Origin of the sequence: Zoogloea oleivorans, assembly GCF_008107625.1 — a bacterium.
In the GTDB taxonomy this organism is placed as follows: domain Bacteria; phylum Pseudomonadota; class Gammaproteobacteria; order Burkholderiales; family Rhodocyclaceae; genus Zoogloea; species Zoogloea oleivorans.
In genome coordinates this window covers 18,612-42,911 of sequence record NZ_SDKK01000009.1, presented here as the reverse complement: position 1 = coordinate 42,911, position 24,300 = coordinate 18,612, and the positions used below count along the sequence as shown (strand labels likewise).

Annotated in this window: 25 protein-coding genes; 13 read left to right on the top strand and 12 right to left on the bottom strand. The window is 66.5% G+C overall.

Translation table 11 applies throughout. The features are described from left to right. Together ETQ85_RS10780 and ETQ85_RS10775 are read left to right on the top strand one after the other, a co-directional pair. A partial coding sequence (locus tag ETQ85_RS10780; RefSeq protein WP_148579224.1) for a glycosyltransferase occupies positions 1–332 on the top strand: 332 nt, incomplete at its 5' end. Continuing rightward, positions 329–1,072 carry a polysaccharide deacetylase family protein gene (locus ETQ85_RS10775; RefSeq protein ID WP_148579064.1) on the top strand — a complete coding sequence of 248 codons (744 nt, stop codon included), beginning with the start codon at positions 329–331 and terminating at the stop codon, positions 1,070–1,072. The genes ETQ85_RS10780 and ETQ85_RS10775, both read left to right, overlap by 4 nt. Here ETQ85_RS10775 and ETQ85_RS10770 read toward each other — a convergent pair. From ETQ85_RS10770 to ETQ85_RS10760, 3 genes are all read right to left on the bottom strand, one after another. Beyond that, on the bottom strand, positions 1,069–1,998 hold the full coding sequence (locus ETQ85_RS10770; RefSeq protein WP_148579223.1) for a transporter: 930 nt from the start codon (positions 1,996–1,998) through the stop codon (positions 1,069–1,071). The genes ETQ85_RS10775 and ETQ85_RS10770 overlap by 4 nt on opposite strands. A gap of 171 nt (positions 1,999–2,169) precedes the next feature. Next, a complete protein-coding gene (locus ETQ85_RS10765; protein WP_148579063.1) occupies positions 2,170–3,456 on the bottom strand; it encodes a Glu/Leu/Phe/Val family dehydrogenase in 1,287 nt (428 codons plus the stop codon). A gap of 107 nt (positions 3,457–3,563) precedes the next feature. After that, the gene (locus ETQ85_RS10760; protein WP_148579062.1) at positions 3,564–4,247 is read right to left on the bottom strand and encodes a DUF4197 domain-containing protein; all 684 of its coding nucleotides are present in this window, start codon (positions 4,245–4,247) and stop codon (positions 3,564–3,566) included. A gap of 118 nt (positions 4,248–4,365) precedes the next feature. On the opposite strand from ETQ85_RS10760, the gene ETQ85_RS10755 reads away from it, so the two are divergent. The 5 genes from ETQ85_RS10755 to ETQ85_RS10735 all read left to right on the top strand — a co-directional run bounded on the left by ETQ85_RS10755 (position 4,366) and on the right by ETQ85_RS10735 (position 8,815). Further along, positions 4,366–5,604, top strand: a complete 1,239-nt coding sequence (locus ETQ85_RS10755; RefSeq protein WP_148579061.1) for an efflux RND transporter periplasmic adaptor subunit — start codon at positions 4,366–4,368, stop codon at positions 5,602–5,604. Continuing rightward, positions 5,601–6,821: an ABC transporter permease gene (locus tag ETQ85_RS10750; RefSeq protein WP_222862132.1), complete on the top strand. Its 1,221-nt coding sequence runs from the start codon at positions 5,601–5,603 to the stop codon at positions 6,819–6,821. Before ETQ85_RS10755 ends, ETQ85_RS10750 begins: the two co-directional genes overlap by 4 nt. Then, positions 6,818–7,516, top strand: a complete 699-nt coding sequence (locus ETQ85_RS10745; RefSeq protein ID WP_148579060.1) for an ABC transporter ATP-binding protein — start codon at positions 6,818–6,820, stop codon at positions 7,514–7,516. Before ETQ85_RS10750 ends, ETQ85_RS10745 begins: the two co-directional genes overlap by 4 nt. 78 nt (positions 7,517–7,594) lie before the next feature. Next, entirely contained in the window at positions 7,595–8,440 is an 846-nt protein-coding gene (locus ETQ85_RS10740) for a putative RNA methyltransferase (protein WP_148579059.1), read from the top strand. A gap of 81 nt (positions 8,441–8,521) precedes the next feature. Further along, complete coding sequence (locus ETQ85_RS10735) at positions 8,522–8,815, top strand: hypothetical protein (protein ID WP_148579058.1); 294 nt, start codon at positions 8,522–8,524, stop codon at positions 8,813–8,815. Here the strand turns inward: ETQ85_RS10735 and ETQ85_RS10730 are convergent. After that, positions 8,807–9,361 (bottom strand): DUF924 family protein, encoded by a 555-nt coding sequence (locus ETQ85_RS10730; protein ID WP_246128734.1) that lies wholly within the window; start codon positions 9,359–9,361, stop codon positions 8,807–8,809. The genes ETQ85_RS10735 and ETQ85_RS10730 overlap by 9 nt on opposite strands. 142 nt (positions 9,362–9,503) lie before the next feature. Here ETQ85_RS10730 and ETQ85_RS10725 point away from each other — a divergent pair, with 142 nt between their 5' ends. From ETQ85_RS10725 to bluB, 3 genes are read left to right on the top strand one after another with little or no spacing between them, the layout of a single operon-like run. Beyond that, positions 9,504–10,319: a DnaJ domain-containing protein gene (locus ETQ85_RS10725; RefSeq protein ID WP_187394673.1), complete on the top strand. Its 816-nt coding sequence runs from the start codon at positions 9,504–9,506 to the stop codon at positions 10,317–10,319. A gap of 49 nt (positions 10,320–10,368) precedes the next feature. Beyond that, positions 10,369–11,850 carry an ATP-dependent RNA helicase DbpA gene (dbpA, locus tag ETQ85_RS10720; RefSeq protein ID WP_148579055.1) on the top strand — a complete coding sequence of 494 codons (1,482 nt, stop codon included), beginning with the start codon at positions 10,369–10,371 and terminating at the stop codon, positions 11,848–11,850. 10 nt (positions 11,851–11,860) lie between these two features. After that, entirely contained in the window at positions 11,861–12,538 is a 678-nt protein-coding gene (gene bluB / locus ETQ85_RS10715; protein WP_148579054.1) for a 5,6-dimethylbenzimidazole synthase, read from the top strand. Here the strand turns inward: bluB and ETQ85_RS10710 are convergent. After that, a complete protein-coding gene (locus tag ETQ85_RS10710; RefSeq protein WP_148579053.1) occupies positions 12,527–12,925 on the bottom strand; it encodes a hypothetical protein in 399 nt (132 codons plus the stop codon). The two genes, bluB and ETQ85_RS10710, sit on opposite strands and share 12 nt — an antisense overlap. A 93-nt stretch (positions 12,926–13,018) precedes the next feature. On the opposite strand from ETQ85_RS10710, the gene ETQ85_RS10705 reads away from it, so the two are divergent. Continuing rightward, positions 13,019–13,927 (top strand): recombination-associated protein RdgC, encoded by a 909-nt coding sequence (locus ETQ85_RS10705; RefSeq protein ID WP_148579052.1) that lies wholly within the window; start codon positions 13,019–13,021, stop codon positions 13,925–13,927. A 45-nt stretch (positions 13,928–13,972) separates the two neighbouring features. Here ETQ85_RS10705 and ETQ85_RS10700 read toward each other — a convergent pair whose 3' ends face one another. From ETQ85_RS10700 to fabI, 3 genes are all read right to left on the bottom strand, one after another. Continuing rightward, positions 13,973–15,001: a cyanophycinase gene (locus ETQ85_RS10700; protein WP_148579051.1), complete on the bottom strand. Its 1,029-nt coding sequence runs from the start codon at positions 14,999–15,001 to the stop codon at positions 13,973–13,975. A 96-nt stretch (positions 15,002–15,097) separates the two neighbouring features. Beyond that, on the bottom strand, positions 15,098–15,694 hold the full coding sequence (locus ETQ85_RS10695) for a hypothetical protein (protein WP_320381958.1): 597 nt from the start codon (positions 15,692–15,694) through the stop codon (positions 15,098–15,100). 13 nt (positions 15,695–15,707) lie between these two features. Beyond that, entirely contained in the window at positions 15,708–16,487 is a 780-nt protein-coding gene (gene fabI / locus ETQ85_RS10690) for an enoyl-ACP reductase FabI (protein WP_148579050.1), read from the bottom strand. Positions 16,488–16,621: 134 nt separating this feature from the next. Here fabI and ETQ85_RS10685 point away from each other — a divergent pair, with 134 nt between their 5' ends. Beyond that, positions 16,622–17,134 carry an HAD domain-containing protein gene (locus ETQ85_RS10685; protein ID WP_148579049.1) on the top strand — a complete coding sequence of 171 codons (513 nt, stop codon included), beginning with the start codon at positions 16,622–16,624 and terminating at the stop codon, positions 17,132–17,134. Between the two features lie 40 nt (positions 17,135–17,174). Here ETQ85_RS10685 and ETQ85_RS10680 read toward each other — a convergent pair whose 3' ends face one another. The 4 genes from ETQ85_RS10680 to ETQ85_RS10665 all read right to left on the bottom strand — a co-directional run bounded on the left by ETQ85_RS10680 (position 17,175) and on the right by ETQ85_RS10665 (position 23,497). Next, the gene (locus ETQ85_RS10680) at positions 17,175–18,155 is read right to left on the bottom strand and encodes a serine/threonine protein kinase (RefSeq protein ID WP_148579048.1); all 981 of its coding nucleotides are present in this window, start codon (positions 18,153–18,155) and stop codon (positions 17,175–17,177) included. Next, positions 18,152–18,916: a TerC family protein gene (locus ETQ85_RS10675; protein ID WP_148579047.1), complete on the bottom strand. Its 765-nt coding sequence runs from the start codon at positions 18,914–18,916 to the stop codon at positions 18,152–18,154. Before ETQ85_RS10675 ends, ETQ85_RS10680 begins: the two co-directional genes overlap by 4 nt. Before the next feature lie 119 nt (positions 18,917–19,035). Beyond that, complete coding sequence (locus ETQ85_RS10670; protein WP_187394672.1) at positions 19,036–22,071, bottom strand: PAS domain S-box protein; 3,036 nt, start codon at positions 22,069–22,071, stop codon at positions 19,036–19,038. A gap of 151 nt (positions 22,072–22,222) precedes the next feature. Next, complete coding sequence (locus ETQ85_RS10665) at positions 22,223–23,497, bottom strand: NnrS family protein (protein ID WP_148579045.1); 1,275 nt, start codon at positions 23,495–23,497, stop codon at positions 22,223–22,225. 92 nt (positions 23,498–23,589) lie between these two features. Between ETQ85_RS10665 and ETQ85_RS10660 the strand changes: the two genes are divergently transcribed. Then, positions 23,590–24,282: a Crp/Fnr family transcriptional regulator gene (locus ETQ85_RS10660; RefSeq protein WP_148579044.1), complete on the top strand. Its 693-nt coding sequence runs from the start codon at positions 23,590–23,592 to the stop codon at positions 24,280–24,282. Positions 24,283–24,300: the final 18 nt, after the last annotated feature.

Genomic DNA, 24,300 nt, shown 5'->3' with positions numbered 1-24,300 from the left:
TTGGCGCCGCCGACCTTTTCGTGGCACCGTCGCGCCGGGAGGCCTTGTCGCTGGCTTTGCTCGAAGCATCGGCTTTCTCGCTGCCGATCGTCGCCAGCTGGGTTGGCGGCACCGGCGAGGTGGTGAAGGAGGGCGACAACGGCTTCCTCGTGCCACCCGACGATCCGCCGACGCTGGCCACGGCCATCGATGCCCTGTTGGCCGATCCGGCCCTGCGGCGCGATTGCGGCGCCCGCGCGCGACGCCGTTTCGAAGACGGCTTTACCCTCGACGCCATGCTCGGCAAGACGCTGGCGGTTTATCGACAGGCCCTGGAGGCCCATTCCCGATGAAGCAGGTCCAGATCCTGATGTACCACCGGGTCGGCAATTTTCCCGGCCGGGTCAAGGCGCACGGCGCGCTGTACTGCCATCTGCCGCGCTTTCGGGCGCAGATGAAGATGTTCAAGGTTCTCGGCTACGGGGTGATCAGCCTCGACGAAGCCGCTGCCGGCCTGTGTGGCGACGCGCCGCTGCCGCCGCGTCCGCTGGTGCTGACCTTCGACGATGCCTACGTGGACTTCCTTGAAAACGCCGCCCCGGTGCTCAAGGCCCACGGCTATCCGGCCACGGTCTACGCGGTGAGCAGCCTGGTCGGCAAGACCTCGGCGTGGGTCGCCCCGGAAGGCCTCGAACCGGCGCCGCTGATGAACGTCAGCCAACTGCGCGAGGTGCAGGATCTCGGCTTCACCATCGGCTCCCACACGGTGACCCACCCGCGCCTCGCCGACGCCGACGATGCCCGTATCCACGCCGAAATGCGGGACAGCAAGCGTGCGCTGGAAGACATCCTCGGCCAGCGCGTCGAGCACTTCTGCTATCCCTACGGCAGTCATGACCTTCGCGCCGTCGAAGCGGCCGCGGCGGCCGGCTATGTTACCGGCACCACCTGCGTGCGCGCCGCCGCCACGCCCGCCGACGACCTCCTGACCCTGCCGCGCAAGGCGGTGTCCCGTGGCGACGACGTGTTCGGCGTGGCCTGGAAGCTGCTCACCAAGAACCTTCCCAAGCACGCCCAGATCCGCCGCACCTAGTCCTCCCGCCGCCGGAAGGCCAGCCAGCCAGCGACGACCGTAAAGCTGGCGATGATCGCCACGACGATCCAGAAGCCGGCGTGGTGTTCGGCCAGCGGGATGCCGCCCACGTTCATGCCGAGCAGGCCGGCGATCATGTTGATCGGCAGGGCCAGCACGGTGACCATCGTCAGCACATAGACGCTGCGGTTGGTTTCCTCCGTCACCCGCGCGGCGATTTCCTCCTGCAGCAGCTTGATGCGTTCCTGCAGCGCCGTCATGTCGGCCAGCACGGCCGAGAACTCCTCCGTCGAATGGCGCAGCTCCTGAACGTCGTCCGGTGCCACCCAGGCCGGGGGCTGGTTGAGCAGGCGGAAGAGGGCGCCCGGTTCCGGGGCGAGCAGGCGGCGCAGGCGCACCAGCACGCGCCGCAGTGCCCCCAGCTTGGCCCGGCTGCGCTGGACCCGCTCGGCGAGCAGGCTGTCCTCGACGTCGTCCACCCGTCCGGTGGCGGCGCGCACGATCTGCACCAGCACGTCGGCCTGGTCGCGCAGCAGGTGGGTGAGCAGGGCCACCGGTGTCTCGAAAGCCTCGCCGCCCTTCACCGCTGCGCGCAAGCGGTCGATGGAGCGCAGCGGCTGAAGGCGGGTGGTGACCACCGTGCGCTGGTCCACGCACATCCACAGGGTGGCGATCTGCGACGGCTCGAAGTCGAACTCGAAGAGCACATCGTTCACCACCGCAATCAGCGCGTCGTGGGCAAACTCGATGCGTGTCGACCGCGAGCCTTCGTGCAGCGCATCGAAAAAGGCGTCCACCTCGCCCAGATGATCGCGCAGCCAGCGCTCGGTAGAGGCATTGGCCAAGTTGAAATGCAGCCACGCGAAAGCGCCTTCGGCGGCCGGCATCTCGCCCTTCAGCCAGCGCACCGCCCCGGCCGTGTTCATGGGCTCGCCGGGGCGCCCAGGGCGGAACAGGAAACCGGAAATCAGCCCCGAACGGTCGGAGCCATAGGAAGCGTCGCTGGGATTCACAAGCGGGCATGCAGGATGACGGACCCGCGAGCCTAAACCTGCTGCGTGGCAGGGGTATTACGCGACCCGTACGGCGGGTTGCGTCTAGGGGTAGAGCCCGCGCACCTTGTGCGCCAGCAGCACGCGTTCGCAGCCGAGCACAAAGGCGGCTGTGCGCATCGTGATGCCCTTTGTCTTGGCGGCCTCCCATACCGCGGCAAAGGCCTCGCGCATGATGCGGTCGAGGCGGGCATTGATCTCGTCTTCGGTCCAGAAGAAGGCGCTGATGTCCTGCACCCACTCGAAGTAGCTCACCGTCACCCCGCCGGCGTTGGCAAGCACGTCGGGGATCACCGTGATGCCGCGCTCCTGCAGGATCAGGTCGGCCTCCGGGGTGGTCGGACCGTTGGCGCCCTCACAGATCAGGCGGGCGCGGATCAGGCCGGCGTTGGTGGCGGTAATCTGGTTTTCCATGGCGGCAACGATGAGGATGTCGGCATCCATGCTCCAGAAGCTGTCGGTGGTGATCACCTCGGTGCCGAGGGCGCCGACCAGGGTGCCGTGCTGCTGGCGCCAGGCCTTGACGGCGCGTACGTCGAGCCCGGCCGGGTTGGCGATGGCGCCGCTGCTGTCCTGCAGGGCCACCACCTTCGCGCCGGCATCCGAGAACAGCCGGGCGGCCGCTTCGCCCACATTGCCGAAGCCCTGCACCGCCACCTTGGCGTCGGCGATGTTCATGCCGATGCGCCTGGCCGCCTCGACCGTGGCGACGAACACACCGCGCCCGGTGGCGTCCTTGCGGCCCAGGCTGCCGCCCAGGCTGATCGGCTTGCCGGTCACCACGCCCATGGCGGTACGCCCCTCGTTCATTGAGTAGGTGTCCATCATCCAGGCCATGGTCTGCTCGTTGGTGTTGATGTCCGGCGCCGGAATGTCCTTGTCCTGGCCCAGCAGGATGTGGATCTCGCTGGTGTAACGGCGCGTCAGGCGTTCGAGTTCGGCCAGCGAGAGCTGCCTGGGATCGACCCGCACGCCACCCTTGGCGCCACCGAAGGGCACATTCACCACCGCGTTCTTCACCGTCATCCATGCCGACAGGGCCATCACTTCGGACAGGGTCACGTCCGGGTGATAGCGGATACCGCCCTTGCCCGGCCCGCGGGCCAGGTTGTGGTGCACCCGGTAGCCCTCGAAGTGGGCCATCTCGCCGTTGTCGAGGCGGATCGGCACGTTCACGATCAGCGCCCGCATCGGGCGGGTGAGGATGGGGGTCAGCGGGCGCAGTTCGGGATTCAGGTGAGGCTCGACCCGGTCGATCTGGACCAGGAAGGTTTCCCACGGGCCGAGGTGCTCGGCCGACAGATAGGACGGGATGTGGGAGAGGTTGTTCATGTTGTTTCTCCTCGGTGGGCGGGCGCCTGTTAACGCAGAGAGTCGTCCGCCGGCGAGGAGTTCCGCTTTTTGTGGGTCGGGTTTCAACCCGACCCACAGGGGCCGCTTTACTGCCCGATCGCCCCGAAGGCCTTCTTGGCCAGTCCGGTGGCGCCGCCGACGGGATCCTTGCGGATGGCCTTTTCTTCTTCGGCGATCATCAGGTAGAGGCCGTCGAGAGCCTTCTTGGTCACGTAGTTCTCGATCTTCAGCTCATCGCCCTTGGCCAGACCGAACTGGCTGGCCTTGCCGGCGAGCTTGTTGTACTGGGCCGACAGGGCCAGCTTGTCGGTGCTTTCCTTGACCGTCGGCAGGAAGGACTCGGCGAGCTGGGTGGCGGTTTTTTCCTTGAAGTACTGGGTGCCGGCATCGTCGCCGCCGGACAGGATCTTCTTGGCGTCGTCCACGCTCATCTTCTTGACGGCGTCCACCAGCAGGCCCTTGGCCTTCGGCACGGCCTGCTCGGCGGCCTTGTTCATGGTGGCGACGAGGTTGTCGAGATCCTTGCCGCGGCCCATGGTGCGCAGCATGCCTTCCATCGGGGCGAGGCTCTCGGGCAGGCCGATCTTCACTTTCGGATTGTTCATGAAACCCCCATCGGCACCGAGTTGTCCTACGGCCTTGGCGGCGCCCTGCGCCAGCGCTTCCTTCAGGCCACCGGAGGCGTCCTTGTCGGTGAGATCGGCGAGGCCGAAGGCCCACACCTGGGAAGAGATGACAAGCAGGAACAAAGCTCTCAGAATCGCACGCACGGCAAACCCCCTTCCGGTTACAAAAAATGTTTCTCAAGGCTATCACGCGTTATCTTGCGCCCGTTCTGCTCCTTGCACTCCTTAACGCTTGCACCAAACAACAGCCGGTCGAGCCGGCGTGAAGCGCCGCAATCTGGTTGTTGCGCTGCTTGTCGCCGCTGCCGTGTCCGGGGCCTTGCTGTGGCCGAAGGGCCGTGAAGTGGATGTGGCCAGCGTGCTCAAGGCGCCGCTGACCCAGTCGGTCGTTGCCACCGGGCGCATCGCCACGCCGGCGCGCATTGCCATCGGCAGCCCGCTGGCCGCCACGGTGCTGGACGTCACCGTGCGCGAGGGCGACCGGGTGCAGCCCGGCCAGGTGCTGGCCCGCCTGCGTGCCGACGATGCCGACGCACTGATCCGCCAGGCCGCCGCTGCGCTGGCCGAGGCCGAAGCCCGCCTTACCCAGATCGACAGGCTCGGCCAGCCGGTGGCGGCCCAGCAGCTCGCCCAGGCCGAAGCCAACCTCGGCGTGGCCCGCGCCGAGGCCGAGCGTGCCCGCCAGCTCGTCGCCAAGGGTTTTTACGCCCAATCCAAGGCCGACGACGCGCTGCGCAACGCCGCTAATGCCGCATCGGCCGCCGACACCGCCCGTGCCCAGCTGGCGGCCCAGAAACCCGGCGGCACCGAGCGGCAGGCCGCCGTGGCCCGCGTCGAGCAGGCCCGCGCCCAGCTCACCAATGCCAAAGCCCGCGCCGCGCAGCTGACCCTCGTCGCGCCCTCGGCCGGCACCGTGCTGACCCGCAAGGCCGAGCCCGGCGATGTGGCCAGCGCCGGCAAGGTGCTGCTGGAACTCGCCGACGCCGGCGAAACCCGCGTCTACGCCACCGTGGACGAGAAGAACCTGCGCCTCCTGCGCCCCGGCCAGAAGGCCCGCGGCGTGGCCGATGCCTACCCGGCCCAGCCCTTCGATGCCGAGCTGTATTACCTTGCCCCGGCGGTGGACCCGCTGCGCGGCACCGTCGAGATCCGCTTCCGCGTAGCTCAACCGCCGGCCTTCCTGCGCCCCGACATGACCATCTCGGTGGAAACCGTCAGCGGCCACCAGGACGCCACCCTTGTGCTGCCCAGCGAGGCGGTGCGCGACCTCGACGGCAACAAGCCGTGGGTGCTGGTGGCTCGCGACGGCCTGGCCAGCCGGGCCGACGTGACGGTGGGTCTGGCCGGGATCGGCCGGGTCGAAATTCTCAAGGGCCTTGCCGAAGGTGATCTGGCGATCCTGCCCGCCTCCGGCGCGCTGGACGGCGACAAGATCCGCATCCGCGCGCCGAAGAAGCCGAAGGTCGGTGGCCTGCAGGTGCCGCAAGGCATGACCAAGTGAAGTTCCGCCTGCCTTTTGCGCCCCTCGTCGCCCTGCGCTTCCTGCGCGAGGGGCGCATGCAGACGCTGCTGATCCTCGCCGGCACCACCGGCGGAGTGGCGGTGATCGTTTTCCTGACCCAGCTCATCACCCAGTTGCAGGCCCAGATCGTCGACCGGGTGCTCGGCAGTCAGGCCCACGTGGTGATCCGCCCGCTCGAAGAAGCTAACCGCCGCGCCATCGACGACGAAGGCTTTGCCACCGTGATCGAGCCCCGCGCCCAGCGCCTGCGCTCGGTGGACCAGTGGGAGAACGTGGCCCGCCTGGCCGCCGGCATGGAGGGCGTCACGGCCGTGTCGCCGGTGGTGACCGGGCCGGCCTTTGCGGTGCGCGGGCAGGCCAACAAGTCGGTGGCCCTGATGGGCGTCGATGCCGAGCGCTACCGGCGCATCGTGCGCATGGAGGAATACATGGTGGCCGGGCGCTTTGCGGTGGACGGCACCCGCGCGGTGATCGGCACAGAACTGGCCAAGGATCTGGGTATCCGCCTCGAGGACAAGCTGCGTGTGGCGCTGCCCAACGGACGCGACGAGCTGCTGCAGGTGGGTGGCATCTTCGACATCGGCAACAAGGACCTCAACCGCCGCTGGGTCTTCGTGACCCTGCCGCTGGCCCAGAGCCTGCTGGATCTGCCCGGCGGCGTTTCCAATCTGGACCTCACCGTGGCCGACATCTTTGACGCCCAGCCCATCGCTGACCGCCTGAAGGGCGCCACCGGCCTCACCGTGGACAGCTGGATGCAGACCAACGCCCAGCTCCTCGCCGCCCTGCGCAACCAGACCGTTTCCAACAACCTGATCCGCAGCTTTGTGATCATCATCGTCGCGCTGGGCATTGCCAGCGTGCTGGTGGTCAGCGTCGTCCAGAAGCAGAAGGAGATCGGCATCCTGCGCGCGATGGGGGCCAGCCGCAGCCTGATCCTGCAGATCTTCCTGATCCAGGGCGCGCTGGTCGGGGCGGTGGGCTCGGTGATCGGCAGCCTGCTGGCCTTCGGGCTGCTCAACGCGTTTTCGGCGATCTACCGCAACGCCGACGGCACGCCGCTGTTTGCCGCCGAGCTGGAGCCGCGCTTCATCCTGATGGCGGCGCTGGTGGCCACCGGCGTCGGCCTCGCCTCGGCACTCATTCCGGCGCGGCGTGCGGCGCGCATGGACCCGGTACAGGCGATCCGCTCATGAACGCGCCTGTCATCGACCTCACCGGCATCACCAAGACCTACGGTATCGGCACCCCGGTGGAAACCGAGGTGCTCCACGGCATCGACCTGCGCCTGGCGGAGGGCGAGTTTGCCGCCCTGATCGGCCCCTCCGGCTCCGGCAAGAGCACGCTGCTCAATCTCATCGGCCTGCTCGAGCGGCCCACCAGTGGCCGTTTGTCGATTGGCGGGCGCGACACCGCCACCCTGAATGAAGCCGAAATCACCCAGCTGCGTGGGCGCAGCATCGGTTTCGTGTTCCAGTTCCACCACCTGCTGCCGGCCTTCAGCGCCATGGAAAACGTGATGATGCCGACCATCATCGCCCGTGGCGCCGCCGACGACGAAGTCGAGGCCACCGCGCTGCAACTCCTCGACGCCGTCGGCCTCAAGGCCCACGCCCACAAGAAGCCCGGCGAGCTGTCCGGCGGCCAGCAGCAACGCGTCGCCATCGCCCGCGCGCTGGCCCTCAAGCCGCGCCTGATCCTCGCCGACGAGCCCACCGGCAACCTCGACACCCACACCGCCGACGACATCTTCGCGCTGCTCCGCGAGTTCAACCGGCAGACCAACTGCGCCTGCCTCATCGTCACCCACGACCCGCGCCTCGCCGCCCGTTGCGACCGCATCGTGCGCCTGGTGGATGGGCAGATTGCCGACGACCTGCCCACCGCCTGACCCGCGCGTGCCACGGATCCGGCCTGCCAAAGCGGGCAGACTATAATTCGCCGCTCCCTTAGTGGCGACCGAGTCGACATGAACATCATTCCATTCCAGGCGCTGGCCTGCCCCCTGGACGGCGCGCCCTTGCGCCGCGACGGTGCCACCTGGCGCTGTGCCGCCGGGCACAGCTTCGATATTGCCAGCCAGGGCTACATCAACCTGCTGCCGGTCCAGCAAAAGCGCTCACGCGACCCCGGCGACAGCAAGGAGATGGTGGCGGCGCGGCGGCGCTTTCTCAATGCCGGCTTTTACCAGCCGATTGCCGCCGCGGTAAGCCGCGCGGCGCTGGCCGATTTGCGCCCCGGCGCCACCGCCAGTTGCCTCGATGCCGGCAGCGGCGAGGGCTACTACCTGCGCCAGCTGGCCGCCGCGGCGACCGAGAGCCGTCAAAGCCTGGCCGTGCTGGGGCTGGATATCTCCAAGTGGGCCGTCCTGTCGGCGGCCAAACAGGACAAGCGGCCCAGCTGGGTGGTCGGCAGCAACGCCAACCTGCCGGTGCTGCCGGGCAGTCTCGACCGGGTGCTGTGCATGTTCGGCTTCCCCGTCTATGCCGAATTTGCCCGGGTACTCAAGCCCGCCGGGCTGCTGCTGCAGGTGGATGCCGGGCCCGATCACCTGCGCGAACTGCGCGAAATCATCTATCCCGCCCTCAAGCCGGAACGCAGCGCCGAGCCGCGCCCGCCGGCGGGTTTTGTCAGCCTGTCCACCGAAAGCGTCAGCTATTCCGCCGACATCGTTGGCGCCGAGCAGATTGCCGACCTGCTGGCCATGACACCGCATCTCTACCGCGCCACCGCCGAAGGCCGCGCCCGGGCCGCCGCGCTGACGGCGCTGACGGTGACGGTGGACGTGCGCCTGACCCGTTTCGGGCGGGGCTAGCGGGGGCCAGCACCTCGTATCCCTCCGCGAAGCCATGTCCGCGCGCTACCGCCGCAAGCCCAAAACCCCGGCGGCACGGCCTTGAACTTCGCTGGCAAGCGAAAACTGCTTGCGAGCGAGCCAAAAAGCCTCGCCGGCAAGCCCGCTCCGCGCGGTTGCAAGGCTTCTCCCTTCGCCGCCGAGGCTCTTCGCCTCGCCACCGAACCTGCGCGCCTCGCCACCGAACCCGCATGCTTCGACGGCAAGCCGCCAGCGTTCGAAAGCGAAGCGAAATCGTTCGCCACCGACCCGCCGACGCTTGCCCACAAGCGGAAATTGCACGACACCGAGGGGAATCGGGTCGGTACATCTCCCCGGAGTCCGCATTCAAAATGACGAACCCGGCGTTTTCAGAAACGCGACTTCTTCTGCTGTCGATGAACGACCAAGAATGGCGTTCCGGTGCGGATAACGACCGAAGCGGTCGATGATGGCCTTGTGCCGCAGTTCAAACTCGAGGTTTCCGTCCATGCCCGCCTGGCTGAACAGCGAAACCGCTACCGCATGAATCAGCGGCGACTCACTATGCATGTAAGGCATGTACAGGAAGGCCCGCTGCGTGGATTCCAGCTGCAGGTCTGCCTGCGAGGCAATCGCCGTTTGCGCCAGGCCCAACGCCAGCGGGTCATTGGCAAAGGCTCCCGGGCGGTCGCGATGGATGTTGCGTGAAAACTGGTCGAGAACAATGATTTCAGCGAGGCACCCGCCAGGTGTTTCACGCCATCGATAGAGTTCGCAGCGTTCGGCGGCCTTGAGCACGTCACCGAAGCGTGACGCGATGAGCCGGTCGAAATCATCCGACTTGCTCCACCACTGCTTGGATGACGTCTCCTTGAACCAGAAATCGAGAATGGTGTCCGGCATGACGAATGTTGAATTCAAGGCGTTTTCTCCTGAGCATGAATACCTTGTGAGAGCATGGAACGATCCGCGCCGGTCGGCAACCGCCGGTCGAGAGGCGCACCGCCGCCGTGACGATATAATCTGCGCCATATTCCCGCCTCCGCCGGAGCCCTCCTCGAACATGAAGGCCAAGACCACGCTTTACGACCTCCTCGGACTCACGCCATCGGCGAGCGAGGCGGACATTCACGCGGCCCACATCCGTCTGGTGCGGCATTACCAGTCCGGCCCCCACGGGCTGGCGCCGATGGATGCGGACAACCAGATCAAGGTGATCAAGGAAGCCTGGTGGATCCTGTCCGATCCGGGGCGGCGCGCGACTTACGACGCGAGCCTGGTGCCGACCCAGCCGGAGAGGGTGCCGGGGCCGGGACACGTGCCGCTGGCTGACCTGGTGCAGCCCTTGAAGGTGGAGATCAGCGATGTGAAGTGGACGCCGGGGCGGATCATGCTGACGATCATCGGCGGCCTGATGATTGTCGGCATGGTGATCCAGATCTTCTTCTCGCTCTTCGCCTTCAAGAACGCCAGTCGGGTGGCGAGCGGCGAGGTGGCGGTGGAGATGCAGGAGCGGGTCATCGCCGCCGAGCGGCGCCAGATGTATGGCGACCTGTCGCCACAGGAGATCGCCGAGCAGGAGGCCGCCGCGAAACAGCAGCGCGAGGAGGCGGTGCAGAGCGCCGAGGAGCGGCGCAAGGAGTACGCCCGCAAGGAGGAGGAGTACAAGCGCGAGCGCGCCCTGCAGGAGCGCAGCCAGTACGCCGACCGGGTATCCGCCGATCTCGAGCGTGCCGAGGAGGCCGCCCGCCGCAAGGCCGAATGGGACAAGCGTCAGAAGGAAGAGGCCGAGCGGCGCATCGACATGGAGGAGCAGCGTCGTGTGCAGGAACGCGTGGCGCGCGAGCGTTACCGCTGGCAGCAGGAACTACAGCGCTGAAATCGCAGGGTTTTTAGGCGCAGGGCGGCGCTTTCCGGGATAATCCGGTATGAACTCGACCTTACCCCCGACGCCGGACGCCGATTCCGGTGCGACCCCCGAAGCCTTTGCCGCCGACGCCATTTTCGTCGCGGCCCCCGCGCCCGTTGTGGCGGCGCCCTTCGAGCAGCTGAACCTGCCCGCCGCGGTCATCGCCAACCTGACCCGCCTCGGCTATCACGCCATGACGCCGATCCAGGCCGCCAGCCTGCCGGTAGCCCTGGCCGGGCACGATCTGATCGCCCAGGCCAAGACCGGCAGCGGCAAGACCGCCGCCTTCGCGCTGGCCTTGCTCGACCGCCTCAACGCCCGCAGCTTTGCCGTGCAGGCCCTGGTGCTGTGCCCGACCCGCGAGCTGGCCGAGCAGGTCACGCAGGAGATCCGCCGCCTCGCCCGTTCCGAAGAAAACATCAAGATCCTCAGTCTGTGTGGTGGCACGCCGATCCGTCCGCAGGCCGACAGCCTCGAGCACGGCGCGCACATCGTCGTCGGTACGCCGGGCCGCCTGATGGACCACATCTCGCGCGGCAGCCTGAAGCTCGACGGTCTGGCCACACTGGTCCTCGACGAAGCCGACCGCATGCTCGACATGGGCTTCTTCGACGACATCGCCTACGTGGCCAAGGCCTGCCCCAAGTCGCGCCAGACGCTGCTGTTTTCGGCCACCTACCCGGAAGGCGTGGTGCGCCTGGCTCGCCAGTTCATGCGCCAGCCGCAGGAAATCTCGCTGCCCGAGCAGCACGAGGCCGACAAGATCCGCCAGCGCTTCTTTGAGGTGACGCCCGACCAGCGTCTGCATGCCGTGGGCCTGCTGCTGCGCCACTACCGCCCGGAAAGCACGCTGGCCTTCTGCAACACCAAGCAGCAGTGCCGCGACCTGATCGACGTGCTGCACGCCGAAGGCTTCCAGGTGCTGGCCCTGCACGGCGAGCTCGACCAGCGCGACCGTGACCAGGTGATGGTGCAGTTTGCCAACCGCAGTTGCTCGGTGCTGGTGGCGACCGACGTGGCCGCCCGCGGCCTCGACATCGCCAAGCTCGAAGCGGTGATCAACGTGGACGTGACGCCGGACCCGGAAGTGCACGTGCACCGCATCGGCCGCACTGGCCGCGCCGACGAAAACGGCTGGGCCCTGAGCCTGGTCAGCGGCAACGAGATGGGGCGTGTGAACAACATCGCCCGCGCCCACGGTTTCGAGCCGGTGTGGGAGTCCATCGCCGACCTGCAGGCCGAAACCCAGGAGCCGCTGGTGCCGCCGATGATCACGCTGCAGATCCTCGGTGGGCGCAAGGAAAAGATCCGCGCCGGCGACGTGCTCGGCGCCCTTACCGGCGAGGCCGGCTTCACTGCCAGCCAGATCGGCAAGATCAACGTGAACGAGCTGTCCACCTACGTGGCCGTCGAGCGCAGCATCGCCAAGCGGGCGCTCAAGCGCCTCAACGACGGCAAGATCAAGGGCAAGAAGGTTCGTGTCCGCTTGCTCGACGACTAGAGGTTGCACCATGACCGACGCCAATCCCCACCGTTTCCCGGAGGCCGAGGTGTCGGCCATTTATCGTGTCATCGCCGAACGGCGCGACATGCGTCACTTCCGCTCCGATCCGGTGGACCCGGCGGTGCTGGCACGCCTGCTGTGGGCCGCCCACCACGCCCCCAGCGTCGGCTACATGCAGCCGTGGCGCTTCATCCGCATCACCGACCGGGGCCTGCGCGAGCGCATGCACGGGCTGGTCGAGAAGGAACGCTGCGCCACCGCCCGTGCGCTGGGCGAGCGCGAAGAGGACTTCATGCGCCTCAAGGTGGAAGGCCTGCTGGAGGCCGGCGAGGTGATCGTCGTGGCGCTGTCGGACGGCCGCGAGAAGCACATCTTCGGCCGGCGTACGCTGCCCGAGATGGACCTGGCGTCGGTGGCCTGCGCGATCCAGAACATGTGGCTGGCGGCCCGTGCCGAAGGTATCGGCATGGGCTGGGTGTCGATCTTCGATCCGGTGGAGCTGGCCACGCTGCTCGACATGCCGGTCGGGGCCCGCCCGGTGGCGATCCTGTGCATCGGTCACGTGGACGAGTTCTACCCCCGGCCGATGCTCGAAATCCACCAGTGGGCCGAACGCATGCCGCTGGAAACGGTGCTCTTCGAGAACGGCTGGCGGGCCGACGCGCCGCCCGCCTCAGGCGGCTGAGCGGCGCCGGGCGGCGATCCAGGTGCCGCCCACCAGCAGGGCCACAAAGGCCAGCAGTTTCCACACCGACAGAAAAATCGCCAGCGGCGCCTGCCCTGGCGCCGTGAGGCCGGGCAGCGCGAGGTACAGCACCGGCACGGCCATCAAGAGCGCCACCACCACCGCCCGGCGGCCATACAGGCGTGCCAGTGGGTAACTGCTGACTGCCGCCATCAGTGTGGCGGCGAGAAAGCCCTGGCTCAGCTGCACCGCAAGCGTCAGCCCGCCCTCGGTCGGCAGCGGCATCAACTGGGCCGCCAGTCTTGTCAGCAGGTCATAGGCGACAAGGCCGGCCCACAATACGAGGGGCAGACCCAGGGCTTGCAGGCGCGGGGAGAGTGATTTCATTGAGCACCGGATTGTGCACGCGTTGCACCGGGATTGGGCCCCCGAAGCCGCTACAATGCCGCCTCTTTTCCATCAGCACGGATGTCTCCCGCCATGTGGTTCCGCAATCTCCAGATCTACCGTCTTCCTGAAAACTGGGGCCTGACTGCCGAAGCCCTCGCCGAAAAGCTTGCCGCCCATCCCTTCCAGCCCTGTGGCAGCCAGGACATGGCCAGCCGCGGGTGGACCTCGCCGACCAAGGACGACCGCTTCGTGATGGCTGTCGGTGGCCAGTTCCTCATCGCGCTGGCCGTCGAGCAGAAGCTGCTGCCCTCGTCGGTGGTGAATGAAGTGGCGGCTGACAAGGCCGAGATCATCGAAGCGCAGCAGGGCTTCAAGCCCGGCCGCAAGCAGATGAAGGAAATCAAGGAGGCGGTGCTGCAGGAGCTGCTGCCGCGCGCCTTCACGCGCCGCCGCACGGCCTTTGCGTGGATCAACCCGATTGCCGGCTGGCTGGTGGTGGATGCTTCCAGCCCGGCCCGCGCCGAGGAAATCCTCGACGCCCTGCGCGACAGCCTCGACGAGTTGCCGGTGAAGATGGTCAAGACCCAGTTGTCGCCGGTGTCGGTGATGACCGACTGGCTGATTGCCAATCAGGCAACCGGCAACTTCACCATCGACCTGGACTGCGAACTGCGCGCCGTTACCGACGAGAAGGCCGCCGTGCGCTACGTGCGCCACGCCCTCGACGGCAAGGACGTGCAGGATCACCTGGCCGCCGGAAAGCTGCCGACGCGCCTGGCGATGACCTTCGACGACCGCATCTCGATCATCCTGACCGAAAAGATGGAGATCAAGCGCGTGGCCTTCCTCGACATCATCAAGGAAGAAGCCGAGCGCCAGGGTGACGCCGCCGACATGCAGATGGAGGCGGACTTCGCCCTGATGAGCGGCGAGCTGTCACGCCTGATCCCGGCGCTGCTCGAAGTGCTCGGCGGCGAAGTGAAGGATGCGGTGATCTGAAGCGCCGGGGGCGGAGGGCACAAGGCCTGCCGCCCCGTTCGGGGTTCAGTAGATGCTGCCGCCCGGCTGGGTGGAGTACAGGATGCCGGACTCGGCAGACAGGGTGTAGTTGGTGGTGGCGTCGTTGTAGCCCCGCCAGTTCTGCAAATCGAAACGACCGTTGCCGGACAGGCGCTGTACGCCCAGGTTGCGGTAGGTGAGCGGGGTGCGGGGCTGGCACACTTGCGGCAGGCCGGTGCTTTGCAGGAAGTACGCCGAGCCGGTGCCGAGCCGGGTGACGCTGCTGCCTTCCACGGCGAGGGCTGTTTCGACGTCCACGCCGATTCCGCGGGCCATGCCCGACCAGCCGTCCTGCACGATGCGCGCCATGAAGGCCACCAGCCGGCCCATGCGGTCGCGGGTGTCGAGGTGGGCCTCGGTGATCACATAGCCCAGGCCGGGGGCGGTGAGAAAGGTCCGGTCGAGGGTCATGCGCTTGTAGTAAGGGTTGGCCAGTGCGTCGTCGGAGTAGGCCGAGCCGTTGAAGGCGGCGAAGTCGAACTGACCCATGACGGCGAGCCCGGCACTGGTGCCGCCGATCGGCACGTTGCGGGCGATCAGGCCCTGGAGTGCCTGCTCGACGCCGGTGCCTTTCCAGTAATTGATGTAGTCGCTCTGGTCGCCACCGGCGATGAACAGGGCCTCGGCCTTGTTGATGCGGTCGATCACGAAGGGATCGTTGGCGGCTTCGATGGAAGGAATGATCAGCGTTTCGACGGAATCGACACCGCCCATGGCGTAGATGTAGGGGTTGTAGGCGTCAGTGCCGCGGGCGCGGATCACGACAAAATCCCCGCCGCCGCCGCGGGTGATCATCCACGGAAAGGCGGCATCCACATCCGGGCCGCCGCCCATCAGCAAGACCGACGGTTCGCGGGGAAGCTGGGCCGGGCTGGCATCGGCCGGATTGCCGACCACGTAATATTCGTACGGGGGCTTGCTGCCGGCGCTCGCCGGGCCGCTGCCGGCAAGTGCCAGGGCAAGGATGAGGGCCTGCGCGCCCTGAACGGCCGAACGGCGAATGAGCTTGTGCATGGTGAGGCCCTCCCTGGATTGGATCCGGATGATGCTCCGCAGCCGGGGGAGGAATGTCAAGCTACTGTGACCTGTCCGGTCACCGGTTCAACACTTTCAGGGCAGAAAGACCGGGTCCGAAAACACCAGCGTGCCGTCGGCGCGCATCATCAGGTTGTGGGGATTGAGAATGTCCGGCTGGACCGGGTAGCCCTCGATGAAGTCGGAGAGGGCGGAAATGGCCTGGATCAGGCTGGCGGGAAGCTCGGGGGGCGGTTCCTGGGCGATGTGGTAGAGCGCCAGGCGGCCGCGATTGACGCCGAGGTTGGCCCATTTCTCGCAGCCTTCCCAGTAGGCTTGGGAAAGCAGGTGGCCGAGGGCTTCGGCCGGGCCGCTGACGGGCAGCAGACGTTCGATTTCGAGCAGGCGGAAGGAGAAGCCGTTGCTGGCCTTGCCGATGACGCCGTGGTCTTGGTAAAGCCGGGGAAAATGGATGCCGGTGGGACGGTCGTCGGCAGCGAGGTAGTAGTAGTCGGCGGGGGAGCTTACCACCTTGAAAACCCGTTCTCCGTCGCCTGCGTCGAGGACGATGGAGGATTCCCCCCGCCCGAGTTCCCGAAGGCCGTCGAGCAGGGGGTGAGCCGGCACCGGGTCGGGCATGCAGGCGACTTCCGTCACCTGATCCGCCCCGGCGGCGGATGGGTCGATCATCATGAACCGAGAGGTTTTACCCGATGATGTTGTAACCGGCATCCACGAAGTGTACGCCTCCCGACATGTTGCGGCCAGCGTCGGACACCAGGAAGGAAACCAGTGCGCCGATGTCTTCCGGGGTTACCAGACGGTGCAGCGGGGAGCGATCCACGGCGGCCGCCATCAGGCCGTCGAAGCCGGCGATGCCGGAGGCGGCGCGGGTCATCAGCGGGCCGGGGGAAACGGCATTGACGCGGATGTTCTTGGAGCCGAGTTCGAAGGCCATGTAGCGGGTGGCGGCTTCGAGGGCGGCCTTGCACAGGCCCATCACGCCGTAGTTGGCGATGACTTTTTCGCTACCGAGGTAGGTCATGGTGATCAGCGAACCGCCGCCGGCCTTTTCGAGCAGGGGCTCGGCCTTGCGGGCGAGGCGCACGAAGGAGTGGGTGGACACGTCCATGGCCAGCGCGAAGCCGTCGGCGGAGGTGTCGACCACGCGGCCGTGCAGGTCGTCGCGCTTGGCGAAGGCCATACTGTGGATGGCGAAGTCGAGCTTGCCGTACTTGGCGTCGATCTTGGCGAAAACTTCGTCCATCGTTTCCGGCTTGGTCACGTCCAGCAGCAGCACATCTTCAACGCCAAGGCGGCTGACGATGGGCTCGAGGAAGGCCAGGGTCTTCTCGTTCTGGTAAGTGATGATAACCTTGGCGCCGGCCTCGATACAGGACTCGGCGACACCGGTGGAGATGGACTTTTCGTTGGCGATGCCGGTGATCAGGCCGACTTTGCCTTCGAGGTTGATGATCGGTTTCATGGCAGGACTCCGTTGGGATGAGAAAATTAGTGCAGCGCAGCAATTGCTGACCTTAGAATAGTCCAGCGTCACTGTTACATACTGACTTTTTGCTTAACGGCAAGTTTCCGCGTTTCCATAGCTTGATTGTTGCGATGCATCAAAAGACCACCGAAAACCTGCTGCCGCCGGCCCTGAGCCTGGTCTATGTCTTCCTCGATTTCGACGGGGTTACCCACCCGTGGGGCGAGGTGGAGGACTTCCGCTGCATGCCGGTTCTGGAAACGGTGCTGCGCGATTATCCGGAGGTCCGCATCGTCATTTCGTCCGACTGGCGGACGATTTTCTCGCTGACCAAGCTGGCGGCGCGCTTTTCGGAAGATATCCGTCCGCGGGTGGTGGATATCTCGATGACGATCTTCCCGAAGACGGCCAACGAACTGTATGGCCTGCGCGAAAAGGAAGCCCGTCAGTGGCTGGCCGCCAAGGCGCCGAGCGCCGAATGGCTGGCGGTGGACGATGCGCCGGGCAACTGGCCGACCCGCGCCCGCCTGGTGCTCACCGATTTCAAGCGTGGTTTTACTGAAGAAGACGCCGGCCGCATGCGTGGCCTGCTGGATGCTTTCCGGGCTGGCAAGGGCGAGGCCGAAGCCGCCGCTCCGGCCTGATTTGTGGGTCGGACTTCAGTCCGACCCACATGGGGATGGCTCAGAACTGCCGCGCCAGGGGTGATTCATCCATCAGCGCGACCTGCTCACGCAGCGCCAGGATCATGTCCTGCCAGTAGCGCGGGGTGTCGAACCAGCTGAAGGCGGCCGGAAAGGCCGGGTCATCCCAGCGCTTGGCGATCCAGCCGGCGTAGTGGATCAGGCGCAGGGTGCGCAGGGCTTCCACCAGGTTGAGGCTGCGCGGCTCGAAATCGGCAAACTGTTCATACCCTTCAAGCACGCTGTCGAACTGGCGCGCCATGGCCGGCGCATCACCGGACAGCTGCATCCACAGATCCTGCACCGCCGGGCCGTTGCGGGCGTCGTCAAAGTCCACGAAATGCGGGCCGGAATCGGTCCACAACACGTTGCCGCCGTGCACGTCGCCGTGCAGGCGCAGCATCGGCAGTTCGCCGGCTCGATCGAAGCAGCGGCGGACGCCGTCGAGGGCCTGGTTGACCACCGACAGCCAGGCTTCCCGCAGTTCCGGCGGCAGGAAGGGCGATTGCAGCAGCTCGTCCCGCGGTTGTTCGCCGAAGTTCTGGATGGTCAGGTCGGGCCGGTGGGCGAAGGGCTGGCGGGCGCCGATGGCGTGGATGCGGCCGAGAAAACGCCCCAACCAGGTAAGCACTTCCGGATCGTCGAGTTCGGGCGCCCGTCCGCCGCGACGTTCGAAGAGGGCGATGCGGAAGCCTTCATGCTCGTGCAGCGTTTTGCCGTTGATCTCCAGGGCCGGCACGGCGGGGATTTCGGCCTCGGCCAGTTCGGCCAGGAAAGCGTGCTCTTCGAGGATGGCCTCGTCGCTCCACCGGCCGGGCCGGTAGAACTTGGCGATCAGCGGAGCGGCGTCTTCGATGCCGACCTGGTAGACCCGGTTTTCGTAGCTGTTGAGGGTGAGCAGCCGGCCGTCGCAGCGAAGGCCCGAGGCCTCCACCGCGGTGAGGATGAAGTCCGGTGTAAGCGGCCCGAAGGGGGCTGTCACTGCTGGCCTTCCTCGCGCACGTAGGGCTCGTGGAGTTTGACCGGTGCGGCCTTCTTGGCGTGCTTGGTGCGCATGCGCAGGTTGAGCATTTCGACCAGTACCGAGAAGGCCATCGCCGAGTAGATGTAGCCCTTGGGTACGTGATTGCCGAAGGCATCGGCGATCAGCACCACGCCGATCACCAGCAGGAAGGACAGGGCCAGCATCTTGACCGTCGGGTGGCGTGACACGAACTCGCCGATGGGCGCGGAGGCCAGCATCATCAGGCCTACCGAGGCGACCACCGCGGCGATCATCACCTGCAGGTTGTTGACCATGCCGATGGCGGTGATGATGGAGTCCAGCGAGAAGACGATGTCGATCAGGATGATCTGGAAAATCACCGCCGTGAAAGTGGCTTTCACGGCGCTGGAGGCTTCCCCTTCTTCCCCTTCCATCAGCTGGTGCACTTCCTGGGTGCTCTTCCACACCAGGAAGAGGCCGCCGCCGAGGAGGATCAGGTCACGTCCGGAGAAACCGTGTTCGAGCACGGTGACCAGCGGTTCGGTGAGGCCGGCCATCCACGACAGGACCATCAAGAGGCCGATGCGCATGAACATGGCCAGAAACAGGCCAAGACGGCGGGCGAAGGCGCGTTTTTCCGGTGGCAGCTTGTCTACCAGGATGGAAATGAAGATCACGTTGTCGATACCCAGCACCAGTTCCAGCGCGGTGAGGGTGAAGAAGGCGATCAGCAGTTGCGGGTCGGTCAGGAATTCCATGTTCGATTGTGCGGTTGTGGCAGGGAGCGCGAGGCGCCTTCAGGCAGGCTCGCGTTGCGCATGGTCGCACGAAATCGGGCTGGAATAGTGCACTGCGGGACCGGGAAGGGTCCCGACGCCTAGTGGCGGGGTGGGTGTTTCTGCATCCACACCTGCATGTGGGCGGCCGACATGGGGCGGGCGATGCCGTGGCCCTGGGCCAGGTGGCAGCCCAGCTTGAGCAGGGCCTGGCGGTGGCGCGGCGTTTCGACGCCTTCGGCGATGACTTCCCGGTGGAAGGCCGTGGCCAGGCCGATGACGCTTTGCACGGTGGCCAGGTCGTCGTCGTCGTCGAGCATGTTATGGATGAAGGAGCGGTCGATCTTGATGCTCCGCACCGGCAGGCTGCGCAGGCTGTTGACGGCCCCGTGGCCGATGCCGAAATCGTCGATGGCAAAGCTGACGCCCAGCGCGTTGCAGGCGGCCATGATGCTGGCGATGCGCTTGATGTCACCGAGGGTGGCGGTTTCGAGCACTTCGAGCTGCAGCAGGCCCGGGTCGAGATCCGGGTGGGCGGTCAGCACACTGCGCAGGTGGGGGACGAAGTCCGGGTGGGCCAGATGGCGCGCCGCGATGTTGACGCTCATGGCGGTGCCGAAGCCGGCAGCGCGCCAGGTGTCGAGCTGGGCCACGGCGGTGGCGAGAATCCAGTTGCCGAGTTCGATCTCGAAGCGCGATTCGCTGAGCATCGGCAGGAAGTCGCCCGGCAGGCGCAGGCCGAGGGTCGGGTGCTTCCAGCGGATCAGCGCTTCGACGCCGATCAGGCTGTTCAGGCGGGTGTCCATCTTGGGCTGGTAGTGCAACTCCAGCTCGCCGTCGTAGAGCGCCGATTCGATCCGGCTCTGGGCGTCGCGGTGGGCGCGCAACTGGCGGTCGCGTTCCGGGTTGAAGAGGTGGAAGCGGTTGCGACCGGCTTTTTTGGCCAGGTACATGGCCTGGTCGGCATGGCGCAGCAGGGTTTCCGGGTCGGCGCCGTCGAGGGGGCACAGGGTGATGCCGATGCTGGCGGTGACGCGGATTTCACGGTCGTCGATACGCACCGGTTCGGCAATGCTGGCGCGCAGGCGCTCGAAAACCTGATCGCACTCGTCGCTGTGTTCAAGGCCGTTGTAAATCAGGGCGAACTCGTCGCCGCCGAGCCGCGCGACGGTGTCGCCGGCCCGCGTGGAGGCCTGCAGGCGGCGTGCCATTTCGACCAGCAACAGATCGCCTACCGCGTGGCCGTGGGTGTCGTTCACCGGCTTGAAGCCGTCGAGGTCGAGGTAGGCGACGGCGGCCAGCGTACCGTTGCGCTCGGCCTGGGCGATGGCCATGCTCATGCGGTCGGCGAGCAGGCTGCGGTTGGGCAACTGGGTCAGTGCGTCGTGGTAGGCCATGTGCTCCAGGTGGCGCTGGCTTTCCTTGAGCCCCGTGATGTCGGAAAACAGCCCGACGTAGTGGGTGGTCTGGCCGGCTTCGTTGCGTACCGCGGAGATGTTGCCGAGCTGGGCGTAGATTTCGCCGTTCTTCTTGAGGTTCCAGGTTTCGCCCTGCCAGACGCCTTTGGTCTGAAGCTCGGCCCACATCTGGGTGTAGAACTGGGCGTCCTGCCGCCCAGAACGCAGCAGGCGGGAGTTCTGGCCGATGACTTCGTCGCGGGTGTAGCCGGTCAGCGCACAGAAGCTGTCGTTCACTTCGAGGATGCAGGCATCCGGATCGGTGATGATGATGCTCTCGTGGGCGTGGCGGAACACGCTGGCGGTGAGGCTCAGGTAGTTTTCGGCAGCGACCCGGGTGGTGACGTCGTTGAGGGTGCCGGAGGTGCCGGTCAGTTCGCCGTTCTTGTCGAGCAGTGCGCGGATAAAGATGTCCACCCAGCGGTAGCTGCCATCCTGGCACAGCAGGCGCAGCGTGGCGCTGCAGTGGTCGCGAGTGCGGGCGATGAGAGGCTTGAAGGCACGGTACTTGGAGGCGCGGTCGTCCGGGTGAAGGTAGTCGCCGAAGCTGCGGCCGAGAGATGCGTCAACCGAAAATCCGGTGATGTCGGTCCACGCCGGGTTGAGCAGCTCCCAGTGTCCCAGGGGATCGGTCTGGAAGATCACCTCGCGCACGTTGTCGAAAACCTGCTGGTAGCGCGTCTGGCTTTCCTGCAGGGCGAGGGCGGTGCTGCGGGCTGCATGGATGTCGGCGATGCTGCCGACCATGCGCAGCGGTTGGCCGTGTTCGCCATATTCGACCACGTTGCCCTGGTCGCGTATCCACAGGTAGTGGCCGTCGGCATGGCGGAGGCGGTATTCGGCACGGTAGCTGCCAGCACCACCAAGGCAGGTGTTGATCGCTGTGGCCCTTGCGTTGCGATCGTCGTCATGAACGAGGGTCAGGAAGTCTTCGGCCGGGTGGTTCAGGTTCTGCTCGTCGAGGCCGAGCATCTGGCACCAGCGCGGGTTGTGGGTGACCTGGTCGGTGGCCAGGTCCCAGTCCCACACGCCTTCGCCGATGGTGGCCAGCACGTAGGCCAGCTGTTTCTGACTGTGCTGGGCGGCCGCCTGCTGGCGCATCCGTTCGCTGATGTCGCAGGCGAAGCCGAGGGTGCCGACGATTTGCCCGTCGCTACTGCGTACCGGGGCCTTGAAGGTTTCGAACCAGGTGGGTGTGCCACGATCGGCGATCTGTTCGATGCGTGTGCGTGGCCGGCCGGTGGCGATGACTTCGGCGTCTTCGGCCCGGTAGGCCTCGGCCAGCTCCTGGGGCCACAGATCCAGGTCGGTCTTGCCGATCAGGGCCTGGGGCGAAGTCTGGCCGCAGGACTCCGCGAAGCCGCGATTGACGATCAGGAAGCGTCCGCCCCGATCCTTCAGCCACAGCAGCATGGGCAGGCCGTTGATCAGGCTGTCGGCGCCCGGCGTTTCAGATGGTAGATCGGTGGCGCTGGCCAGTTCGAGGCTGGACACCGGTGTCTCGCCGGGCATGCCGGCCTGCCAGGCCTTGACCAGTGCCGTCGTGCTGAGGAAGCGTTGATCGGGGCCGTCCTCGCCCACCGGGATGAACGGCAGCCCCTGGGTGAGCAGGCACGAGAGGGCTTCGAACAGGGAGCATTCCGGCGACAGTCGGTGAGCCGGCTTGTTCGAGGATTCCATATTTGTGCGATCTCGCTTCATCGTGGCACGTGGGCAAATTCGGTTTTCCGCGATGATGCTTCGGGAGGTCTGCACTTACCAAGGCAGGAAGTCCCAATTCATTGTGCTTATGGCCAGCAAATGCACCTCGATGCGGGCATATTTCCTGATTTCAGCCCGGCCGGCCGTCGGCCCGGCGTGACAGGTAGACAGGAACGAGCCTTGTTGCCCATGGCAGGAAAACCGCCAGCCAGCCGGTACCGGCGATGACCAGCAGCAACGCATGGCCGACCGGTACGATGTCGGCCAGTACGCGCAGGGCTGCCACCGCGTGCAGGCCGAGGGCCAGGCGCCAGGTAAGGCTGTCGGCCACCAGCGGGCGGCCCGAGTGGCCGAGGGTGACGCGCGACACCATCGCCAGTGTCATGGTGGCAAAGAAGCCCACCGACATGGCATGCAGCGGGGCCAGGCCGAGGGTGGCGACACCGACCGCATGCAGCAGGCCCTGCACCCCGGCGAGCAGCCAGGCGATGCCCAGCCACAGGAAGCCGATGTGCAGCATGGCCAGCAGGCGCACGGCAAAGCTGCGCCGGAACTGCCACTTCCAGCTCAGCCAGAAGGCGGTGCCGGCGGCGGCCAGATCGGTCGGCCAGGTCCATGCAGCGAGATCTGCGCTGGCCAGCAGGCCGTGCACGACGCTGGCGCCGACCAGCACATACAGCGCCCAGTCGGGTCGTACGGGCTCGTACTTGGGCAGCGCCGAGGCCGAGAAGAACGGAATCATGCGGTGGCTGACCACCATGAAGAGCGGCGCGAGCAGCCACCACAGGCCGATGGCGATGCCGATCCGGGCCAGTCGTGGGTCGTCGATCACGGCAAAGCCCAGCCAGGCGATGAGCCCCAGCGCCCCGGCGGCGAGCGCCAGCCAGGCGGTGGCCGGATGCTGGCGTCCGCCGCCGGGTTTGAAGGCCACCGGATGCAGCAGGCGCAGGGCCAGCAGCCAGCCGGTCAGCACCAGTGCCAGGCCGCCAATGCGCAGCGCCGGATGGGTGATCAACAGTCCGATATCGAAAACCAGCCAGCCGCTGACCAGCAGCAGCCAGGGCCGCCGTGCCGCCTCGCCCGGGGTGTCCGGCAAGCCCTGCCAGCGCGGCATGGCGGTCAGCAGGAAGCCGAACACGAAGAACGGAAAGATCCCGTAGGCCGCCCACAGACCATGCACCCAGCCGGGTGGCCACGGCCACGCCGGCCCCGCCACCAGGCCGGTACGGGCGAGGAGTTCCCACAGCCACGGGATGAAGGTCAGCACAGTCTGCACTGCGCCGGCCAGGAACATCGGCCGGTGGGGGGCGGCAAAGAGGATTGCGACGCGGGAGGGCGGCGGCGTGTTGGCGGGCGGCGGGCTGGCCGGGGCCTGCTTGAGCTGGATCGGGGCGGGCTTAACCATAAATGGGTACGAAGCTTTCGTGAAGGGTGCAGGGCGTGCTGGGAGGGTTAGAATCCTCTTGCGGCACTTCGCCCGAGTAGAGAGTTAGCGCCATGTCCACCGAGAAGATCGATATCCCCGGCCTGTTGAGCCGCATGCCCCTGTTCAGTGCCCTGTCCCCGGAGGATCTGGCCGTGATGGCCGCCGCCACCCGGGAACGCCGCCTGCAGAAGGGGGATCGCCTGTTCCAGCGGGGCGACCAGCCGAAGGGTTTTTTCCTGGTTGTGTGGGGCCAGATCAAGCTGGCCTTCACTTCGGCCCAGGGCAATGAGAAGGTGGTCGAAATCCTCGGCCCGCTGCAGAGCTTCGGCGAGGCGGTGATGTTCCTCGACCAGCCCTATCCGGTGCTGGGCGATGCGCTGGCCGATACGCTGGTGCTGCACATCGGTTCGGCGGCGGTGTTTGGCCAGATCGAGCAGGACCCGCGCTTTGCCCGCAAGCTGCTGGCGGGCATGTCGATCCGCCTGCACACCATGGTGCGGGACGTGGAATCCTACGCGCTGCGCTCGTCTACCCAGCGGGTCATCGGTTACCTGCTGCAACTGGCCGAAAGCGTGCCCTGCGCGGCCAAGGGCGAGCACGCCGTCGAGCTGCCGACCAGCAAGCAGGTCATTGCCTCGCGCCTGAGCCTGACGCCGGAAACCCTGTCGCGGATCTTCCACGAACTGTCCGACGCCGGCCTCATCTCGGTGCAGGGCAAGCACATTCTTATCCACGACGCGGCCCGCCTCGCCGAACACGACTGAAATGCCGCCGGGCAGCGG

Coding starts and splice junctions, on each gene's coding strand:
- ETQ85_RS10710 (WP_148579053.1), bottom strand. CDS start 12,925: ATGAAATCACTCTCCCCGCGCCTGCAAGCCCTGGGTCTGCCCCTCGTA.
- ETQ85_RS10700 (WP_148579051.1), bottom strand. CDS start 15,001: ATGCACAAGCTCATTCGCCGTTCGGCCGTTCAGGGCGCGCAGGCCCTC.
- ETQ85_RS10660 (WP_148579044.1), top strand. CDS start 23,590: ATGTCCACCGAGAAGATCGATATCCCCGGCCTGTTGAGCCGCATGCCC.
- fabI (WP_148579050.1), bottom strand. CDS start 16,487: ATGAAACCGATCATCAACCTCGAAGGCAAAGTCGGCCTGATCACCGGC.
- ETQ85_RS10705 (WP_148579052.1), top strand. CDS start 13,019: ATGTGGTTCCGCAATCTCCAGATCTACCGTCTTCCTGAAAACTGGGGC.
- ETQ85_RS10695 (WP_320381958.1), bottom strand. CDS start 15,694: ATGATGATCGACCCATCCGCCGCCGGGGCGGATCAGGTGACGGAAGTC.
- ETQ85_RS10685 (WP_148579049.1), top strand. CDS start 16,622: ATGCATCAAAAGACCACCGAAAACCTGCTGCCGCCGGCCCTGAGCCTG.
- ETQ85_RS10675 (WP_148579047.1), bottom strand. CDS start 18,916: ATGGAATTCCTGACCGACCCGCAACTGCTGATCGCCTTCTTCACCCTC.
- ETQ85_RS10765 (WP_148579063.1), bottom strand. CDS start 3,456: ATGAACAACCTCTCCCACATCCCGTCCTATCTGTCGGCCGAGCACCTC.
- ETQ85_RS10665 (WP_148579045.1), bottom strand. CDS start 23,497: ATGGTTAAGCCCGCCCCGATCCAGCTCAAGCAGGCCCCGGCCAGCCCG.
- ETQ85_RS10740 (WP_148579059.1), top strand. CDS start 7,595: ATGAACATCATTCCATTCCAGGCGCTGGCCTGCCCCCTGGACGGCGCG.
- ETQ85_RS10770 (WP_148579223.1), bottom strand. CDS start 1,998: ATGAACACGGCCGGGGCGGTGCGCTGGCTGAAGGGCGAGATGCCGGCC.
- ETQ85_RS10745 (WP_148579060.1), top strand. CDS start 6,818: ATGAACGCGCCTGTCATCGACCTCACCGGCATCACCAAGACCTACGGT.
- ETQ85_RS10775 (WP_148579064.1), top strand. CDS start 329: ATGAAGCAGGTCCAGATCCTGATGTACCACCGGGTCGGCAATTTTCCC.
- ETQ85_RS10725 (WP_187394673.1), top strand. CDS start 9,504: ATGAAGGCCAAGACCACGCTTTACGACCTCCTCGGACTCACGCCATCG.
- bluB (WP_148579054.1), top strand. CDS start 11,861: ATGACCGACGCCAATCCCCACCGTTTCCCGGAGGCCGAGGTGTCGGCC.
- ETQ85_RS10670 (WP_187394672.1), bottom strand. CDS start 22,071: ATGGAATCCTCGAACAAGCCGGCTCACCGACTGTCGCCGGAATGCTCC.
- dbpA (WP_148579055.1), top strand. CDS start 10,369: ATGAACTCGACCTTACCCCCGACGCCGGACGCCGATTCCGGTGCGACC.